Source organism: Tuberibacillus sp. Marseille-P3662, from assembly GCF_900178005.1.
GTDB lineage: Bacteria > Bacillota > Bacilli > Bacillales > Sporolactobacillaceae > Marseille-P3662.
The window spans coordinates 1,498,003-1,517,798 of the sequence record NZ_FXBS01000006.1 but is presented as its reverse complement, the minus strand read 5'-3'; the positions used below and the strand labels follow the sequence as shown (position 1 = coordinate 1,517,798).

The following is a 19,796-nucleotide window of genomic DNA, read 5'->3' as shown; positions in this document are numbered from 1 at the left end:
TTGCGGAAGAAATATGTTGTTCTTTATAAAAAACGGAGATTGCAAAAAGGTGTTTGCTGATTTTTATTGAAATGTTACCTATCAAGGGATTTGTAGGAGGCTAGAAGTTATGTCAAACACTTTATTGGATGACTTCAAAAACTTTTTGATTCAGTATCGAGAGTCTTGGAACAGTAAAGACGCAGCTAGAATGGCGAGTCATTCGTCGAGCGAATTAATGGTTAGATGGGCAGGACCAGAAGCAGAGGTAGGGGATTGGGGCTATGAAAATGCAAAAGAGGGTTGGAAGCAAGCTTATGAAATGTACGAAGGAAGAGACCCGAAATGGTATTTTCAAGATATTATGGTTGATGTAAATAAGCAAAATGAAGGTGTTGCAATTTTTTGGGTGAGTTTTGAAGTTGATGGTGAAATGACAAGCTCGAAGTTGTTGTTTACAGAGACATTTCGGAAGGAAAAAGATGAGTGGAAAAAGATCCGAGAATACGTTGAAAATGGTTTTAACACTGATGATCCTACAAAGTACTAATAAAAATATACATAGCACTCTTCATTAAACGGGCGCTTCGTATTATGAGGTCAATCAGAATTTATTTCTGATTGACCATTTTAATGGTTTAATAGGGGTAGCCGGAGGAGAACGAACGGGCGCGTGGGACTTGATTGATCCCGTCCAGAAAACTGTTCCCCCTCTACTTACAGAAACATGGGTGAGGCTGGTTGGGACATTTTCAGATGATCTCGTATAACAAGCGAAGATATGACACTGTAGGAGAGATAGAGGTTACCGGTAAATATTCTGAAAGGGAAGTGATCGACGTATGAATCCTGTTATAGGTCTGGATGTGGCAAAGGAAGAAAGCCAGGTCCAAGCCTATTTACGAAGAAAGAAACCCTACAAAAAGAGCTTCAAGTTTAAGCACAACATTCAAGGATTGGAAAAGTTTTATACCTTCTATCAGGAAGTTGAGCAAGCAAGTGGTAAGTATCCGACCGTCATCCTGGAGTCAACCGGACATTATCATGAACCGGTGGTTCAGTTTCTGGAACGAAACCAAATGGTTTATTTTCTTGTCAACCCGATTGTCTCCTTTGGGGCTAAGCAAACGGGCATGAGAAAGGTCAAAACAGATGCGGTAGATGCTGCTCACTTATGCGAGTTGTACTATAAGGAAGATTTGGTGCCTTTTCGGAAAAAGAGCGTTCAGATTTTAAATCTGCGCCACTTAACAAGGCAACATGATGCGCTCACTGATTCTTATGTAGAAGTCAAGCTGAAATTCCAAACGGTGCTGGATCAACTATTCCCTGAATACAAAAAAGTATTTGGATCGATTTATTCAACAGTCTCACTGCAACAGCTTCTGGACTTTCCTACACCGGCAACCGTGTTAGCTGCAGACATTGATGAATTAGCCAAGGGCATTAAAGCCCATTGCCATACGCGATCCTATACATGGGCTGTGCAAAAGGCAGAACAATTACAAGAAGCAGCTCTTCGGGATCCATTCCAGCAAGCGCTCTATCAAAGTCCTGTCATTAGTCTAAAAATGTACATTAAACTGCTGCTTGAATACCAAGAACACCTATCCACCTTGAAAGAGGAGATAGATGCTCAGGCAAAAGAAGTGGATGACTATGATTTGATTCGATCCATTCCAGGCATCGGAGACAAGATTGCAGCCACAATTTTGTCTGAGATCGGGGGAATTGATCGATTTCATCATCCGAAGAAGTTAGTTGCTTTTTCAGGGATTGACCCCAGGGTCCATGAATCAGGAAAATTCAAAGCTACGCAAAACCGCATGACCAAACGCGGTTCCAGTAAGCTGCGTCAAGCCTTGTATACTGCTGTATTATGCGGCTTGCGTAAATCTCGAAATACAAAGCTCATCGCTTTCTATCAAAACAAGCGAGACGAGGGCAAACCCCATAAAGTCGTGATGGGAGCCTGTATGAATAAACTGATTCATTGGATTTTTTACATGCTTAAGCGAAAAGAAGCCTTTGTAGAGGCCTAAAGAGTCATGAAAACGAATATTTCCAACGCCTTCCAAATTGGAGGGCTATTTGTCGTTCCTTATTTTATTGTATCATGTTCTTAAGAACTTTTTTAGCCTTAAGGGTTGACCTCTTATTAGCTGGTATTCTCTAATAAGAAATAGCGCCAATATCGTGTATAAGGGCCAGTTTTTGGAGTAAAGGAAGGTTTTTTAACTCACCAAATCGAAAGAATGTAATAGTTAAATTAGGAGATTTATTTTAAACAAATGAGTAAGTGCATGCCAAAATTACATTAGAAATGGATAGGTACCGATGTAATTCCTGAGTAGCTATTTAAAACAATTATATATTTAAACTCAGGGGGCTCATTTAATGGAAGAACCAGTTATGTTTGCTTCTGAAGAGGAATATAGAGAAAAAGCACAAGAAGTGTTTGGGAAACACTTTAAATTTATAAAAAGTAATTTGCCAGAATCTCAGGTTTATCACGTTGGAAGCACTGCTGTTGAAGGTTCTTTAACCAAAGGTGATGTTGATATTCAAATACGTGTGACCCAAGAGGCATTCAGCCAAGCAAGAGCATTTCTAATGGAACATTACGACATAAATAAAGGTAGTGATCAAACTTCATTCTTTTGTGCATTTGAAAAGGAAGATGAAATTCTTCCACTTGGTATTCAGCTAACTGTTAAATCTTCGGTCGTTGATAACTTTTGGAAAGTTACGCAATATTTCAAAGAGAATCCTGAATACATTGACCTCTATAATCAATTGAAACGGAAGTATCAAGGGAAAGACATGGATGATTACCGTAAAGAGAAAGCAGATTTTATTGAGGGGATTTTGTCTTCGGCAGATTATAAAAGAGTTTCAGACAGACTAGACCTTTACGGAAGAGTAAAGATTGTTAAAGGAAAAAACTTTGTAACCATTGAGGATACAAAGGAATTAACTACTGAGGAGTTTTTGGACCTTATATCTCACGTTCTTTCAGACCCAAGTTTTAAAAAAATGGGTAATTTAAATATCTTAGTAAGTGATAAGTTCCCTCAAGAAGTCGAGCAATATCTTATGGACAAAGGATTACAATTACATGATGAAATAGTAAAAGTGTTCCATAGTTTAAGTGATAAATCACATAATAAGAAATCTTCATTTACGTTCAAATCTTTGAATGAACTTTCTATTGAAGAATTTAAAAGGATATGGGCACATTCAATGAATGTTTCTTTAAATTCACCTTCTTCTTTAAATATTGATGAACAAATGAAGAGTGTAAAATTTGAATTAGGTCAATCTTATAAAGATTCTTGTTTAGTTGTGTATGAAGGAGAATTCCCAATTGGGGTTGCGATGCCCCATATTGAACCAGGAACTCAAGAAGAAGGTCGATTATTTTACTTTGGATTAATTCCGAGTCAATGATGTAAAGGGAAAAGTAAACCAATTCACAGACAAGCATTGGAAATATTAAAGAATAAATTTTGTGCATTCTTCTACATTGGGTGTACTAGCAAGAATAATAAACCTATGCTAAAAACTTTTAAAGATAATGGTTGTCAAGTATTAGAGAGGAATAAAGTTTATAAATATAAAACGTAAATAAGAATTCAGAGTTAACTTCGTACTAGCATTCCTATCTTTAACCAATAACTTAAGCTTATCAGTATTCCATTAAAGGGTGCTTATTAGGAGGAACAAAAGTGTGTCCATTACTGGTTAATCGGGCCAGATTATGGAGTAACTCTTAAGTGATTAAATGGATGTTTGTAGTAATATAGAATGAGGATTTATGAAAAGATTTACTTAAACTAACGGAATAGGGAAAGAAATTATGTGGAGTGGATAAAATTGTTTGTTGGTCGAATCTTATATGTATTAGGAATTGCTTTTATTTTATTTAGTATAGTTGTATTCATTATGATCCCTTTTGCAAATAGTAATGGAGATTTAACCATTCCATTTTTCGCTTTGCTGAATGGATTTATTGCAATGGGTGTTGGAGATCTTGTGATAGATCTAAATCACAAACAAAGGCATGAAAAAATGAACAAAGACTAGGTAATGTCTATTTCACTACGAGCGCTTTAGTTGATCAATGATGCTTCCATAAAGGGACGTGGACACAAGTGGTCATTAAACAAAGGGGGTTTTTGGTCTTGACTACAAAAAGGCCTATTTCTGATGTTCCATTAACGGGGAGTTTTTTTAAGGGCCTGTTTTGACCAATTTTTTTCAAAAACAGGCTTTTACCTTTTTACTAAGTCAGGTTTTATAGGCACAATTTTGATCAAACTTTATTTTAAACCGACACGTAGAAACGGCGTTTTTTCACTTTTTACCATATTGCCACATAATATAAATATCTGAAAAATAGTTGCGCTTACAATTGTTTTGTCGTATACTGGACCAACCACTTAGCCACTTCATATTTGAAAGGTGGGAGGCTGATGAAATGGGCACCTGTAAAAAAGCCACGCATGTACCAAGATATTGTTAAACAAATTAAAGCAGCGATTAAGGAGAAGGAGATTCTTCCGGGTGAGAAACTGCCTTCAGAAAGAACATTAGCGGAGACGATTTCAGTTTCGCGAACGTCGGTTAAAGAGGCATTCAGTGTCTTAGAATCGGCCGGAGTCGTTGAAATCAAGCAAGGAAGTGGTGTCTTCTTACTGAAAGCCCCCATTGACGACATTTTGGAGAAACTGAATGCTGTGATTCAAGGGCCTTCCGTTGACATTGTTGAATTGATGGAATTACGTCAGGCATTAGAGGGGGAATGCGCTTATTACGCCGCCCTTAGAGGGAGTCGTGATGACCTTGAAAGGCTGTACCATGCGTTCAGTGACTTAGAGAAAGCCGTTTTGGAACAAAGACTTGCTGCTGACGAAGATTTGGCTTTTCATATGAGTATTGCGAAAGCCGCACAAAATCGGACGATCGCTAAGGTTATGAATATGGTCTCTGATCAACTTATGGTGGGTTTGGAAAAAAGCCGGGCTAACACATTAAAGCGTCCGGGAAAGAGCCATTCTATTTTGGAAGAGCACCGGAACATTTATGAAGCGATTAAGGACGGTCATTCTCAATTAGCGAGAGAAGCGATGTGGGATCATTTACAAAAGGTGAAACAAAGATATTTGTAAAGCAGTATTTTATTTTTATGATTTATGTAAGCGGTTAATCACTATGCGTCAAGGCGCTTTTAAGGAGGTTGTCTCAATGAACACGGAATTAAGTACTGAGCAGCAGAAGGTAGTAGCTACACCACCGTCCACGTTTGGCCAAAAGTTAAAAAGGGTTGGGCCAGGCTTTGTCACGGCAGCGACGGGTGTGGGGACAGGTGATTTGGTTGCAGCCCTAGTTGCCGGTGCTGCTTTTGGCACAACACTAGTCTGGGCACTGATCATTGGCGCGATTCTTAAATTTTTCTTAACGGAAGGGATGGGTCGGTGGCATTTAGCCACTGGAAAAACGATTCTTGAGGGTTGGCGGTCGCTTGGACGCTGGGCCCTAGGTTATTTCGGTATTTATACAATTATATGGGGATTCAGTTATGGAGCGGCGGCAACATCAACCTGTGCATTGATGATGACAACCATGTTTCCGATCCTACCGCTATGGGCATGGGCTGTCATCCACGCCATTGTTGGTTTTATCCTCGTCTGGATGGGACGGTACGGTGTGTTCGAACGTGTGATGATGGTATTGATCGGTGTGATGTTCATCACGGTTGTCGGCTCAGCCGTCATGCTGCTTCCTGATCTTGGCACAATTTTGAGTGGCTTAGCCCCTCGAATGGGAGATGGGTCGTTCTTACTTGTGATGGGCTTACTGGGTGGTGTCGGCGGCACGATCACAATGGCATCGTATGGTTACTGGCTGAAAGAAAAGCAATGGCAGGGCAAATCATGGGTATCCATGATGAGAGTGGATGCTTCAGTTGCCTATACTGTAACTGCTATTTTTACATTATCTTTGTTAATTGTCGGGGCTGAATTCCTTTATGGAACGGGCATTGAAATTAACGGCGAAGAAGGTCTTGTGACGCTTTCTACAATGTTCAATGACCAATTTGGAAGTTTCGCCAAATGGTTGTTTTTAATCGGTGCTTGGTCAGCTGCTTTTTCCTCATTATTAGGTGTCTGGAACGGCGTACCTTATCTCTTTGCCGACTTTGTCCGCATCATACGTAGGAAGACGCATCAATCTGACAAACCCGTCTCTGAAAAAGATCCGGCGTATCGTTTATATTTGGGTTGGTTGACCTTTCCACCTATGCTGCTGCTATTCTTTGGCAAACCTGTCGCGATCGTGATTCTTTATGGAGCACTCGGCGCTGTATTTATGCCGTTTCTGGCCGTGACGTTACTCTGGCTATTAAACTCAAAACGGGTTGAGCAAAGGCTTAAGAACGGCTGGATCACAAATATCGTTTTAGCAGGTTGTGTCCTATTATTCACCTATCTTGGGGTTATGAAACTCGTAGATATGATCTAAACCGAAGGCACATATAAAAGAAAGGAGAAATCGTATGATGTACGACTACGCGATTATTGGAGGCGGTATTGTTGGTCTTTCCGTTGGCATGGCACTCAGCCAGCGGCACCCAGATGCATCAATCTTGCTCGTAGAAAAAGAACCCGAATTATCATTACATCAGACAGGTAGAAACAGCGGTGTGATTCACTCGGGTATTTATTATAAACCGGGGAGTCTAAAAGCTGAATTGGCCCGCACCGGTAATCAACAAATGGTAGCCTTTTGTAAAGAACATGGGATTGAACATGATGTCTGTGGTAAAGTGATCGTTGCCACTAGTGAGGATGAACGTCCCTTACTTGAGAATCTTTATAATAGAGGGCGGCAAAATCAACTGGCGGTTGAGAAAATTTCCGTTGATACTTTAAATGACATCGAACCACACGTAAATGGGATTGCGGCGATCCGTGTGCCAAGCACGGGGATTGTGGATTATCGTCAAGTTTCCGAAGTTTTTGCGGAGATGATTCAAAAAAAGGGCGGAAACATTGCCGTGAATACTGAGGTAAAGAATGTGGTCACTGGGAATGATCACATCGAACTTCAAACGAATAACGGCAAGTTTTATAGCCGTTTTATGATTAATTGTGGTGGTTTACTCAGTGATCGGGTTGCGGCGATGGCTAACGTGAAAACGGATATGAAAATCGTCCCGTTTCGCGGGGAGTATTATGAACTGAAACCGGATAAGCGCCATCTCGTTCATAGCCTTGTTTATCCCGTTCCCAATCCTGACTTTCCTTTCCTTGGCGTTCATTTCACGAAAATGATGGATGGAAGGGTGCTCATTGGTCCGAATGCGGTGCTGAGTTTTAAACGAGAAGGATACAAGAAAACGGACTTTCATGCCAAAGATTTTATGGAAACCATGACATATCCAGGATTTTTAAAATTGGCCGCCAAGAATATGTCTGAAGGCTTGAAAGAAATGTTTCGATCTTATAATAAGCACGCATTTGTCAAAGAGGTGCAACGATTCATTCCCGATATTAACGAAGATGATATTCAACCTGCAGAAGCCGGGGTCCGCGCGCAGGCGTTGGGAGAGGCGGGGCAGTTATTAGATGACTTTGCGATCATTCCGACTGAACGAGCGATCCATGTATGTAATGCGCCATCACCAGCAGCCACAGCATCGATTGAAATTGGACAAAAGATTGTCGATGATGTTGAAAGACGCATAAGTGTTTAAATCAGCTGTTTTCGTAAATTTTGCGCAAAAGCATCAGTCTTTTAGAAAACAGCCTTAAGTTATGTCTGATACTCAGAATTCTGGTTTTATTGGGATTTTTGCTAACTATTAATGCTCATTTCCTATATCAAGTTGTATCAAAAAATGTCAAGGGCTATTTTACCTGGGAACATCGCCTTGTTTTTGCTCAAGGCTAGGTTTTTTGATTGAGTTTTGGGATTTAGTAGGAGGACAATAAGGGTGTACGCTTTTCCAATGCTCAAAACAACTTAGGAGATGAAATCAATGTGTGGCATTACTGGATGGATTGATTTTACACGAAATCTCACCCAAGAAAAAGGGATTTTAAAAGAGATGGCAGACAGCATCGCGCACCGCGGCCCTGATGAAGAAGGGTTTTGGTTATCAAGTCATGCCGCGATGGCCCATCGGCGTTTAATTGTGATTGATCCAGATGGCGGCAAGCAGCCCATGGTCTTTCAAGAAGGCGAAGAAAAACTTGTGCTCTCGTATAATGGGGAAATCTATAATTATCGTGAACTTAAGGAACAGTTAGAAGCAAAAGGTCATACGTTTCAATCGACATCGGATACGGAGGTCCTTTTACATGCTTATCTAGAATGGCGTGAGGACTGTGTCCAACATCTTAACGGCATTTTTGCCTTTGGTCTTTGGGATGACAAACGTCAGCAATTATTTATGGCACGGGATCATCTTGGTGTTAAACCTTTATTCTATCATTGGAAGGATGGCCGTTTCTTATTTGGGTCTGAAATTAAAGCCCTGTTAACCCATCCAGAGGTTGAAGCGGTCGTTGACAAAGACGGACTTGCTGAAATCTTTGCTTTGAATCCGATGCGCACACCAGGTCATGCTGTGTTTAGAGATATTCATGAACTTCGGGCCGGGCACTGCTTAATTTTAAACCAAAACGGTCTACAAGTCCGTCAATATTGGAAATTGAATAGCCAGCCATTTACTGATTCAGCAGATGAAGCTGTCGAGCGAGTTCGCGAGCTATTACTTGATACCGTTCATCGTCAGCTTGTTGCGGATAAACCGGTTGCTTCGATGTTGTCCGGAGGATTAGATTCTAGTGCGCTAACGTCAATCGCTGGGAATGCCTTTAAAGAGGAAGGCAAAACGCTAGATACTTATTCACTGGATTTCAAAAACAGTGAACAAGATTTCCAGGAAGACCTAATGCATGTTGGACGGGATACACCATGGATCCATAAAATGTCTGAAGATGTTGGGACTCGCCATAGTGAACTTATTTTGGATGCGCCAGAGCTCGTCGACAATTTGCTCGCCCAGATGTATGCCAGAGACTTACCAGGCTTGGGTGAGATGGAAACATCGCTGTATCTCCTCTTCGATCGGATGTCGCAGGATGCAACGGTGTCGTTATCTGGTGAATCAGCTGATGAAGTCTTTGGTGGTTATCCATGGTTCTATCAAGACAAATTTTTAGAAGCGGACACGTTCCCTTGGGCCCTTCAGTCCAGCGGCCGTACACGTCTGCTTAAACAAGAATGGATCGATGCGATTAACCCTGATAGCTATATCAAGCAGCGTTATGAAGAGGCGCTTGCCGAAGTGCCGAAATTAGAGGGCGAGAACTCGTTAGATGCACGACGTCGCGAAATGTCTTACCTCAACTTAACGCGTTTCTTGCCGTTCATGCTTGATCGTAAGGATCGTATGAGTATGGCAAACGGTTTTGAAGTACGGGTGCCGTTTTGTGATTATCGCTTGGTTGAGTATCTTTGGAATGTGCCATGGGAAGTGAAATCCATGGATCATATGGAAAAGGGTCTTCTACGGCGATCGTTAACCGGTCTGATGAACGAAGAGGTTCGGACGCGTAAGAAGAGTGCCTATCCATTTAACCAAAGTCCTGAGTATCTAAACGGTGTCAAGACATGGTTGTTGACTATCTTAGATGATCATCAATCTCCGATTAAGACATTGATTGATGAGGCAACCGTGCGCTCGCTATTGCAAGATAACGCAGAGATCGACGGACAAACGCAGGCAAGACTCTGCGACTATCTCATTCAAGTCAACGAATGGATGCGGCATTATGAAGTTAAGTTAGTATAATAAAGAAAGGGTCTGTTCCATTAGGAGCAGGCCCATTTTTTGTTATACACGATTGTGTCTAGTCGTAAACCAACATGGTTACAGGGATTATGGGGACTGTCCAAATGTTTCAAGCGTTTTTACCGCCGTTATTCATTAATGGGGAATACTTGAGGCGAAGGTTAGATTAGCATACGCCATTGAAAATCGTTACAATAGATAATAGGGATACATTAACTATATTGGGAAGAGTAAGGTGTAAATTTGGATATTAGACATCTGCAATATTTTATCGAAGTTAGCCGATTTAACAGTTTCACACGGGCAGCTGAGCATTTGTTTGTGACGCAGCCGACCATCAGCAAAATGATTAAGAATCTCGAAAGTGAACTCGGCGTGACATTGTTTGAACGTGAAGGGCGAAAGATTGTCTTAACGGATGCGGGTCAGGTGGTTTTGGAACAGGCACAAGTGATTAATAAAGCCTTTAAAAATTTAGAAATCGAACTCAATGACCTTTTAGATCTTAAGAAAGGCCACATTAGTATGGGACTCCCTCCCATGATTGGTTCCCGATTTTTTCCAAGTATTATTGGTCGCTTTCGTGAGCAGTACCCGGAGATTACCATTCAGTTGGTCGAAGACGGCTCAAAGAAGATTGAAGAAGATGTGGCTGCCGGTAACCTGGATATTGGCGTCGTCGTTTTGCCAACTCATGACGATATCTTGAATACATTTTCCTTTGTTGAAGAAGACTTGAAATTAGTGATCCATCCAGAACATCCATTGGCTCAGAAAGAAACGATACGATTAAGTGATGTGAGACATGAGCCATTTATATTATTCCATGACGATTTTGTCCTCCATGATCGAATGATTGATGCATGCCATAGGGCAGGGTTTGAGCCGCAAATTATGTCTGAAAGTTCCCAGTGGGATTTTATTGGCGAAATGGTCGGATCCAAACTTGGCGTGACTCTTTTGCCTGAAAGCATTTGTCGAGAACTGAATGGTCACGTTAAAACCATCGCTATTGTAGACCCTATAATCGACTGGCATCTTGGTGTGATATGGCGCAAAGATCGTTACTTATCGTATGCAACGAAAGAATGGTTACATTTTATGAAAGAAGCTTTACAGGACAAATATTGAGTAGATAGCCGACTGTTTAACATAACAATCGGCTTTTTTTGTGCTTTCCATTTTGAAAGGTTCTTTTCGTATAACAAATGTTCATCAATGGAAACCCTATCATTGATGTTGTCTATACAATGCATGAAATATCATCATTTAACCTGTTTGCGTTTTCAGGAGTAAACTAATTCCTGCAAGGTACTGCGCGATTTAACATTATTGATGTAGGTAAATTTTTTAGTTATATATGAGTAGATATTTTAGTACGGAAAGGGTCCTGTAAATTGGAAAAAAAACCAGCTCGATTCAGTCGAATTGTCAACACAAGTCAAGTATTAATTGGTGATCTCAATAATTATAATACGCTGTTTGGCGGCGTTTTAATGAAAAAATTGGATGATAGTGCCACGCTATCAGCAAGACGTCATTCTCGTGCCAAAGAATGTGTGACGGCTTCAACCGATTCTATAGATTTTTTATGTGCCATTGATCAATCGGACTCAGTATGCGTAGAATCCTTTGTTTCTTATACTGGCAAGAGTTCGATGGAGATTTTTTGTAAAGTGATCGCTGAAAACATGATTTCAGGGGAACGGCGAATCGCAGCGACCGCTTTTCTAACGTTTGTCGCTCTAGATGAAAACAAAAAACCGATAGAAGTTCCAGAAGTATTGCCGGAAACAGAAGAAGAGCAGATATTATATGAATCCGGACATGAACGCGCGGAGCGTCGCAAAGAAAGGAAAAAGAAAAGCAAGGAACTAGCTGAATCCATTACCTTGAAAAAACCATGGGATCAAGATCCATCTATTACTGGTACATTAAATCGATAAGAGGAGTCACTTGTGATGATTGTATTATCAAGTCTTGAAGCGTTAAAGAACGCTGAAAATGCCCTCAATCAACTTAAAGCAAAACAACCTGATGTTTTTAGTCAATTGCTGCACATGATTAGTTTGACTCGACAGCTTCAATTGAAATATGAGTACATGGGGCGCTTGTTTATGGGAGAGGAGCCCGGCGAAGCCTCTCCCCGATTTGTTAAAGAATCGGTTGTCCGCCTCTATGAATCGGAAGTCATGAACGTGAAGGAACAAGACGAAGCTGAAGTGATCAAACAAATTTTCAGCAATTACAAGCATATTGGGTATGAGAACCTCAGTTTACTGGCGCTCGGAAATACCCCGGATTCTTTAAAAGGTGTCAGTTGAAGATAAGCTATCGGCCCCCATGTCGATAGCTTTTTTTTTGTTTGATATGTGAGAAGGATGAATAAGAAATATCGGATCACTGAATAGATGTTATACTTATAAAGAGTTTTTTATCATTCAATTAAAAATGGTTGTGGTTGTATGCAAAGGATTTTATACATAGAAGACGATCAAGACATCGGCAGTTGGGTGAAGCGTGATCTGGAAGAGCGTGGCTATCAAGTGACGTGGCATTTATCAGGTGACGGTGCGGAAAAGGCCGTTAACGCCTCAGATATCGTGATTCTTGATGTGATGCTTCCAGGGCTTGATGGTTTTTCAGTCGGGAGACGGTTGAAGACAGAGGAACCTGATATCCCCGTTCTTATATTGTCGGCGCGGACGTCTGTTGATGATAAACTTCAGGGGTTAGACTTCGCCGATGATTACTTAACGAAGCCCTTTCATCCGGAAGAATTGGCGGCACGCATTGAAGTTTTATTAAGGCGGTTTCAAAAACAGGAACCGGAAAATTATGAGCTGGGGCACTTGCTGATTTATCCCACTCATAATCGAATTGAGAGCCGCGAAACGGGTGAGGAAATTATTTTAACAGGTAAACAGTATCACATTTTTCAATTCTTATTACGGCATCCGAATCAAATTTTGACCAAAGAGCAGATTTTTGAAGGTGTCTGGGGTGAATCGTTTATTGAAGGAGATAAGACATTGATGGTGCATATCCGTTATTTACGGGAGAAACTTGAAAAAGACCCAACGCATCCTAAGATTATTGAAACCATCCGCGGGCTGGGCTACCGGGTGAAGACATGAAATTTAGAAAATCGTTGTTAGCCAAGTATTTATTCATCATTTGTATCGCTGTTTTTCTTATTCCATTTGCCTATCCGTTGATCTCGTTCATCGCTTACTCTCCAATTTGGGCGGCGAATGAAGTACAAAAAGAGGAAGATTATCCGAATGGCAATGAACTCGAAGACATGTGGCATCAGGAAGCGGAGAAACTATCAGGAGCCACGTCTAGACAGATTAATCAAAGGTTACACGAGCTTAAAGATAAGTATGCCGATGCATCGATATTCTGGGTGAATTCGGGTGGTGATACGCAATTACAACTGCCAAAGCAAAAGGCTATCCCGGATCACTGGTCGGCATCATATATGGCTGATTTTATGAAAGGCAGCAGGGGTTATGATGCTGATCCCTTTACGATCGTTGCCTTTATAGGAGGAAAGTCTGACAACGGCTTTGTGGTATTTCAACTGCCGCGCCGGTTTCTTAATGATTCACCACATAACCTTCAGTATGTGTTTTTGGCTAGTTTTGCGGTTGTTCTGATTGTATTTATCTTTTTATCTTGGCTATTCTTTAACCGGATACGGAAACGTCTGCTTCATCTCAAACAAGCGATGGACAAGCGGAAAGAGAACGGCATTCCAGAGCATGTGACCATTTACAAAAAAGACGAAATCGGAGATCTGGAGGCCTCCTTCAATCGGATGACGGATGAGTTAGAAGATAGTCGGGCTAGGGAGCAAGAAGAAGAACAATTGCGCCGCCAGCTGATCGCTAATTTATCTCATGACTTGAGGACACCGTTAACGACGATTCGTGGTCATGCTTATGCTTTGAAAAAAGAAGATATATCGGATGAAGCTCATGAATCACTCGATTTGATCGATCATAAAATCAGTTATTTAGGACAGTTAATCGACAATTTACTGTCCTATACGCTGCTTTCCGCCGGAAAATATCCCTATCATCCCGAAAATGTTGATGTCATTCGTATTGTCCGCTCAGCTATTGCGACTTGGTATCCCGTCTTTGAGAATGAAGGCGTAGAGGTTAATGTTAACCTGCCCGAGAACGCAATTCACTGGTATGCTGATCCACAATGGCTCGAGCGAATCTTGGACAATCTTTTGCAAAATATTCTCCGACATGCTTCTGATGGGAAGTACCTTGGCCTTCAAGCCAAAGAAACTCAGGATGGACTGCAGCTGGTTATTGAAGACAAGGGGACAGGCCTCAGTAATGAATCTGATGAAGAAGGTGTGGGCATCGGACTTTCAATTGTTTCGCTTATGCTTAAAGAAATGGGATTAACTTGGACCATTGAGTCGGACGAAAATGGCACGACAATGACACTATCAAAACGGGCAGCCTCTGAGTAACGTTCAGAGGCTGTTTTTTTAAACAAAATTTAAACGTCACCTTACCTTATATTTAACCTCCGCTCGTTAGGATTGAAGATGAGGTGATAAGAGTGAGTGAATGGATTGTCAGAACGAATCAATTAACGAAAAAATTAGGCGGACAACGGGCCGTGAATAACGTCAATCTTGAAATAGAAAAGGGTGAAATTTATGGTTTTCTTGGTCCGAATGGTGCTGGGAAAACAACGACGATCCGGATGTTATTAGGACTCATGCGTCCATCATCAGGTTCCATCCATATCTTTGGTCAAGATTTAAAAGAGGAGAAAGTTAATATTTTAGGTCAAGTGGGATCATTAGTTGAATCGCCATCCTATTATGGTCATCTGACAGCGAAAGAGAATTTAGAAGCTTTAAGACAGATATATGGCGTTCCAAAGTCAAGAATCGATGAGGTATTAAAGATCGTCCGTTTATCAAAGGACGCCAATCGTCCTGTCAAAGGCTTTTCTTTAGGCATGAAGCAGCGGCTTGGGATTGCAGCATCCTTGCTTGGGAATCCCGAATTGTTGATTTTGGATGAACCGACCAATGGGCTTGATCCATCAGGTATTCAAGAAATCCGTGAACTGATTAAACGTATGCCCGAGCAGTTCGGTATATCTGTTATTGTATCTAGTCATTTACTGAGTGAAATCGATCATATGGCGACTAAGGTTGGCATTATCACGAACGGATCGCTGATATTCCAAGATTCGATTGATGTTCTTCGCAAAAAGGCGTCCAGTCAAATATCCCTTGCTGTCGATCATGGTGAGAAAGCATGGCAGTCATTATTATCCCAAGGCTATACAGCTGACTATGAAGACGGGCGAGTCTTATTGGATTCGACTGATGATCAATTAGTCGCTCAAATTGTTTCGCATTTGGCGGCCAAACAATTTTCGATCTACCGTGTTGAAGAACAAAAAATGTCGCTTGAAGATATCTTCCTTGATATTACAAAGGAGGCGAACAGTCTATGATGCTGCGCATGTTCCAAGCTGACATGCTGAAGATGAAACGGAAATGGATCTGGTTCTTGATCTTTCTTGGTCCATTTGGTGTCATAGCTTTACAAGGCGTTAATTACGGTCTTCGCTATGACTATTTGTTAAATCTATACAGCAACGATTGGCAAGGATTAATCGGTAATATCCAGAACCTTGTTCCAGTTACGCTTTTACTCGGTATCGCTATTGTCACGTCCATGATCGCGAACATTGAACACCACCAAAATTCATGGAAGCAGTTATTAGCCCTTCCGGTTCAAAGATCAGTCATTTATGGTGCAAAATTTTTTGTGACAGTCCTGATGTTACTGGTTTCTTGCCTATTGTTATTTTTGGGATCAATCATCTTAGGCATCATTTTAGACTTCGGTTGGACATTCTCGGTGATTGATCTTCTAAAAATGAGTTTCATGCCACTATTGGCTGCACTGCCGCTATTAGCCTTTCAACTATGGTTAGCCATTACGTTCAAGAATCAAGCGCTTGCGCTATCTATTGGGATTTTGGGAGCGATTTTTTCTATGTATACAGCCGATATGCCTGATTGGGTACTCTGGAAATGGCCGCTGCTCCAAAGTGAACACGCTGTCGCATGGTACGCAATCATTGGCGGTATGACGGGCATAATCATTTTCTTGATTGGCATGATTGATTTTACAAAACGGGATGTGACATAACATGCTATGGAATTTACTGCGATCTGAAGGTATAAAATTAAGGAAATCGAAAATAGGATTACTTGCGTTTATTAGTCCAGCTTTGGCAACACTTATAGGTTTTACGAGTCATATGGATATGGCTAACAATGCTTGGCTCAATCCGATGTCTATGATGATTCAACTTCACGCTGTTCTATTTCTACCATTATTAACTGGGGTTTTATCGGCGTTCGTCTGTCGGTACGAACATCAGAACGGTGGATGGAAGCAATTAGTGGCTCTACCCGCCCCTAGATGGAAAATTTATCTTTCAAAAGGGGTAATTGTTGCGTCAATACTGGTAATCACGCAGTTCCTATTTTTGCTTGGCTGGTTAGACATCGGGTGGACTCAAGGGTATACGGATCCCTTTCCTATAGATATGGCGCTGAAAAGTATCCTTGGCGGTTGGTTAGCCTGTCTGCCGTTGGCTGCGTTACAACTATGGGTATCGACAGCATGGGCGAGTTTTGCGGCCCCCTTAGCTTTAAATGTTATCTTGACCTTGCCAAATATGTTGATTGCAAACTCTGAAGATTTCGGTCCCTGGTATCCGTGGGCGCAGCCGTTCTTAACGATGATGCCGCAAACGGAAGGGACCTATGGTGCTTTTTATGTCCCTGTTGAAACACTGGTCGTCACTATTGGCGGGAGCTTTTTAGTGTTCTTAATTGGGGGACTGGTTTATTTTCGTAGAAAAACGATTTGATCAACATTAGATATTCTATTTGGTGGCGTATATTTTCATTGGACAATGATTAACCTTTTAGTAGTATCGACTAGGAGGTTCGCATATGAAAGCCGTCACGTATCAAGGGAAAAGAGACATTCAAGTTAAGAAGGTTGCCAATCCCGATATTCAGGATAATGAAGATATCATTGTTCGTATTTCGAGTACTGCGATTTGTGGATCGGATCTGCATCTCTATTTAGGGAATTTTCCGCTGCCGAAGGGTTATATTATCGGCCACGAACCCATGGGCATCGTTGAAGAGGTAGGACCAGATGTTAAAAGAGTGAAGAAGGGAGACCGCGTTGTCATTCCATTCAATGTTGCATGCGGTTCTTGTTTTTACTGTAACCATGGGATGGAAAGCCAGTGTGATCATAGTAATCCGCATTATGATTCTGGTGGTTATTTCGGATATTCAGAAAAATATGGTGACTTTCCGGGCGGACAGGCCGAATATCTCCGCGTTCCATACGGCAATTTCACACCATTTGTGGTGCCGCAGGACAGTGGTATGGAAGATGACGACTTGCTGTTTCTTTCGGATGTGCTACCGACCGCCTATTGGAGTGTTGACCATGCAGGGGTCAAAGAAGGGGATACCGTTGTCGTTCTCGGTTGCGGCCCAATTGGGTTAATGGCCCAGAAGTTCGCTTGGACGAAGGGCGCGGAACGGGTCATCGCTGTTGATCATTATGAATACCGGTTGCAAAAAGCCAAAGCTATGAATAACGTCGAAGCGTTCAATTTTGATCAGTATATGGACATGGGTGAGCATATTAAGGAAATCACTAAAGGCGGCGCCGACCAAGTGATTGACTGCGTCGGTATGGATGGTAAAAAATCACCGCTGGAAACCGTTGAACAAAACTTGAAACTTCAAGGAGGTACACTTGGTGCGATCCAAATCGCAACCAAAGCCGTGCGCAAGTTTGGCACTGTGCACCTAACGGGTGTGTATGGCAGTCTGTATAACTTTTTCCCATTAGGACCATTTTTCGCAAGAAACGTGACACTTAAGATGGGGCAGGCCCCAGTCGTCCACTATATGCCCAAAATATATAATATGATTAAAAACAATGAATTTGATCCGAAGGGCATCGTGACGCACAAGTTGTCGTTAGATGAGGCCAGTCACGGATACGATATTTTTAATAAGAGACAAGAGGACAGTGTCAAAGTCGTGCTACAACCATAGGATACTGCGAGATTATATACAGACTTAGACTCCTGTGGAAAGCGAAGGATTTTGACGAAGCGATGACAGGAATGACTCCTTTCAACACATCATCCGAACTGATTAATCAACAAGTTCGGATGATTCTGTGACTATATACTTTTGTCCTCATTTTGTTTCAATCAGTGGTATGAAAAACGTCGCGCATATTTTCAGGTGTGAATTGTAATGAATCAGGTCCTGGCGATTCCCATACCCGATAATCCTCACCTCTCAGTTTTTTGATAAGTTCAGAAGACTGATAAATCGTCATGTCATAAATCCAATTGGCCATAATCATGATGGAGGCCATGTGTGCCCCTTCATTGGATGTCGCACAAATATCTTTGACGAGATTCACTTGATAGTCACGGAAATAAGCGTCAAAGACAGAGGTCATCAAACACCCGTCTGTAACGAATCCTCCCATAATGACATGCTTGATCCCCATACTTTTTAATGTCGAGTCTAGAGGGGTTTGAAAGAAACCACTCCAACGGTATTTGTCAATCACAATATCATGACCCTCTGGAGCAATTTCATCAAATATCTCAACATTCGTTGTATCCGTCGAATAATAAACGGGCGTGCCGTCATCTTTAATTGGCTCGCCATTGGATAAACCTATCTGGTTAGATCGGTTGAGTTGGCGTGTATAAATGATCGGTATACCGATATCCCGGCATGTTTGAATCAGATATTTTGAATGATTAATAGCTTGGCTGGCCCCCTCTATACCAAAATCACTTTCCTTTTGTAAATCAATCAGGACAAGGGCGGTTTTTGAAACATCCATGTGTTGTCTCCTTTATAATCAATCTAATGATTATGATGAAAATATTTTATTTAGTTCATATAGAAATTATTAAATATAATAGAAGTTGTCAATCAAAATCACCCATCAATTTGGCTAAGAATGAATGACGTAATATTGACTCAAATACGGGTGTTGACTATTTGTAGACATATTAATATAATGTTTATAAAATGATAAACATATTTGAGGTGTGTTTGGTTATGGATGATAAACGGTTTTGGCAAGCAACCATCGAAGAACTACAGCAAGGATTTGTTTATGACCCCATCCATGAAGCATATAACTGCTTAATCTGTAATCAGTCTTATATTAAAGGTGTCATCTATCCCAGTGGAGATATGTTGTACGATGCAGAGAAGGCAGTCAGACATCACATTGAGCATGAGCATGATTCCATGCTTGACTATTTTTTAGGGATGAATAAACAATACACAAGTTTAACCGAACACCAACAAGCCCTCATTGCTTATTTTCGGGAGGGTTTGAGTGATCGTGATATTGCAGCAAAACTTGGAGCCAGCCCATCGACCATTCGTAACCACCGTTTTAAGTTAAAAGAAAAAGAAAAACAATCACGTGTGTTTTTAGCAATGATGGGTTTACTGAAAGATGAGGCGCAAGACAAAGAAACTTTAATTGATATCCACAGGGGGGCAACAATGGTTGATGAACGATTTGCCATTACTGAACAAGAAAAACAAAAAGTCTTAAAGACGTATATTGACGATAAAACTGGCGAACTAATACAGTTCCCGAGCAAGGAAAAACGTAAAATCATTGTTTTACAGTACATTTTCAAAAAGTTTGATGCATCTAAGACTTACACTGAAAAGGAAATTAATGAAGTCATTCGGAATTTCTATAGTGACTTTGCTACGATTCGAAGATACTTGATTGAATACGGTTTTATTGATCGCAGTCAAGACTGTACTCAATACTGGGTCAAACACTAGGGAAGC

Annotated in this window: 19 protein-coding genes; 18 read left to right on the top strand and 1 reads right to left on the bottom strand. The window is 41.1% G+C overall.

What is annotated here, in order from left to right; genetic code table 11:
* Positions 1 to 109 precede the first annotated feature (109 nt).
* From B9Y89_RS16255 to B9Y89_RS16175, 17 genes are all read left to right on the top strand, one after another.
* Positions 110 to 529, top strand: a complete 420-nt coding sequence (locus tag B9Y89_RS16255; RefSeq protein WP_085524235.1) for a nuclear transport factor 2 family protein — start codon at positions 110 to 112, stop codon at positions 527 to 529.
* A 292-nt stretch (positions 530 to 821) separates the two neighbouring features.
* Entirely contained in the window at positions 822 to 2,021 is a 1,200-nt protein-coding gene (locus B9Y89_RS16250) for an IS110 family RNA-guided transposase (RefSeq protein WP_085521477.1), read from the top strand.
* A 355-nt stretch (positions 2,022 to 2,376) separates the two neighbouring features.
* A complete protein-coding gene (locus B9Y89_RS16245) occupies positions 2,377 to 3,429 on the top strand; it encodes a GrpB family protein (protein WP_085524234.1) in 1,053 nt (350 codons plus the stop codon).
* A gap of 426 nt (positions 3,430 to 3,855) precedes the next feature.
* Positions 3,856 to 4,065, top strand: coding sequence for a hypothetical protein (locus B9Y89_RS16240; RefSeq protein WP_085524233.1), 210 nt, complete (start codon positions 3,856 to 3,858; stop codon positions 4,063 to 4,065).
* Positions 4,066 to 4,454: 389 nt separating this feature from the next.
* Entirely contained in the window at positions 4,455 to 5,150 is a 696-nt protein-coding gene (locus B9Y89_RS16235; RefSeq protein ID WP_085524232.1) for a FadR/GntR family transcriptional regulator, read from the top strand.
* Between the two features lie 76 nt (positions 5,151 to 5,226).
* The gene (locus tag B9Y89_RS16230; protein WP_085524231.1) at positions 5,227 to 6,504 is read left to right on the top strand and encodes an Nramp family divalent metal transporter; all 1,278 of its coding nucleotides are present in this window, start codon (positions 5,227 to 5,229) and stop codon (positions 6,502 to 6,504) included.
* 37 nt (positions 6,505 to 6,541) lie between these two features.
* The gene (gene lhgO, locus B9Y89_RS16225; protein WP_085524778.1) at positions 6,542 to 7,738 is read left to right on the top strand and encodes an L-2-hydroxyglutarate oxidase; all 1,197 of its coding nucleotides are present in this window, start codon (positions 6,542 to 6,544) and stop codon (positions 7,736 to 7,738) included.
* 285 nt (positions 7,739 to 8,023) lie between these two features.
* Positions 8,024 to 9,844, top strand: a complete 1,821-nt coding sequence (gene asnB, locus B9Y89_RS16220) for an asparagine synthase (glutamine-hydrolyzing) (RefSeq protein ID WP_085524230.1) — start codon at positions 8,024 to 8,026, stop codon at positions 9,842 to 9,844.
* Positions 9,845 to 10,087: 243 nt separating this feature from the next.
* Positions 10,088 to 10,975 carry a cidABC operon transcriptional activator CidR gene (cidR, locus tag B9Y89_RS16215; RefSeq protein ID WP_085524229.1) on the top strand — a complete coding sequence of 296 codons (888 nt, stop codon included), beginning with the start codon at positions 10,088 to 10,090 and terminating at the stop codon, positions 10,973 to 10,975.
* 266 nt (positions 10,976 to 11,241) lie between these two features.
* Positions 11,242 to 11,790: an acyl-CoA thioesterase gene (locus B9Y89_RS16210; protein ID WP_085524228.1), complete on the top strand. Its 549-nt coding sequence runs from the start codon at positions 11,242 to 11,244 to the stop codon at positions 11,788 to 11,790.
* A gap of 15 nt (positions 11,791 to 11,805) precedes the next feature.
* On the top strand, positions 11,806 to 12,168 hold the full coding sequence (locus B9Y89_RS16205) for a hypothetical protein (protein ID WP_085524227.1): 363 nt from the start codon (positions 11,806 to 11,808) through the stop codon (positions 12,166 to 12,168).
* 141 nt (positions 12,169 to 12,309) lie between these two features.
* Positions 12,310 to 12,981, top strand: a complete 672-nt coding sequence (locus B9Y89_RS16200; protein WP_085524226.1) for a response regulator transcription factor — start codon at positions 12,310 to 12,312, stop codon at positions 12,979 to 12,981.
* Positions 12,978 to 14,342, top strand: coding sequence for a HAMP domain-containing sensor histidine kinase (locus B9Y89_RS16195; protein WP_085524225.1), 1,365 nt, complete (start codon positions 12,978 to 12,980; stop codon positions 14,340 to 14,342). Before B9Y89_RS16200 ends, B9Y89_RS16195 begins: the two co-directional genes overlap by 4 nt.
* Positions 14,343 to 14,434: 92 nt before the next feature.
* Positions 14,435 to 15,349: an ABC transporter ATP-binding protein gene (locus B9Y89_RS16190; protein WP_085524224.1), complete on the top strand. Its 915-nt coding sequence runs from the start codon at positions 14,435 to 14,437 to the stop codon at positions 15,347 to 15,349.
* The gene (locus B9Y89_RS16185) at positions 15,346 to 16,053 is read left to right on the top strand and encodes an ABC transporter permease (protein ID WP_085524223.1); all 708 of its coding nucleotides are present in this window, start codon (positions 15,346 to 15,348) and stop codon (positions 16,051 to 16,053) included. The genes B9Y89_RS16190 and B9Y89_RS16185 overlap by 4 nt, the downstream gene beginning before the upstream one ends.
* Before the next feature lies 1 nt (position 16,054).
* The gene (locus tag B9Y89_RS16180) at positions 16,055 to 16,783 is read left to right on the top strand and encodes an ABC transporter permease (RefSeq protein ID WP_085524222.1); all 729 of its coding nucleotides are present in this window, start codon (positions 16,055 to 16,057) and stop codon (positions 16,781 to 16,783) included.
* A gap of 85 nt (positions 16,784 to 16,868) precedes the next feature.
* Positions 16,869 to 18,002 (top strand): zinc-dependent alcohol dehydrogenase, encoded by a 1,134-nt coding sequence (locus tag B9Y89_RS16175; protein ID WP_085524221.1) that lies wholly within the window; start codon positions 16,869 to 16,871, stop codon positions 18,000 to 18,002.
* Positions 18,003 to 18,159: 157 nt separating this feature from the next.
* On the opposite strand, the gene B9Y89_RS16170 is transcribed toward B9Y89_RS16175, so the two are convergent.
* On the bottom strand, positions 18,160 to 18,816 hold the full coding sequence (locus B9Y89_RS16170; protein ID WP_085524220.1) for a cysteine hydrolase family protein: 657 nt from the start codon (positions 18,814 to 18,816) through the stop codon (positions 18,160 to 18,162).
* 221 nt (positions 18,817 to 19,037) lie between these two features.
* Between B9Y89_RS16170 and B9Y89_RS16165 the strand changes: the two genes are divergently transcribed.
* A complete protein-coding gene (locus B9Y89_RS16165) occupies positions 19,038 to 19,790 on the top strand; it encodes a DUF2087 domain-containing protein (RefSeq protein ID WP_085524219.1) in 753 nt (250 codons plus the stop codon).
* The last annotated feature ends 6 nt before the right edge of the window (positions 19,791 to 19,796 follow it).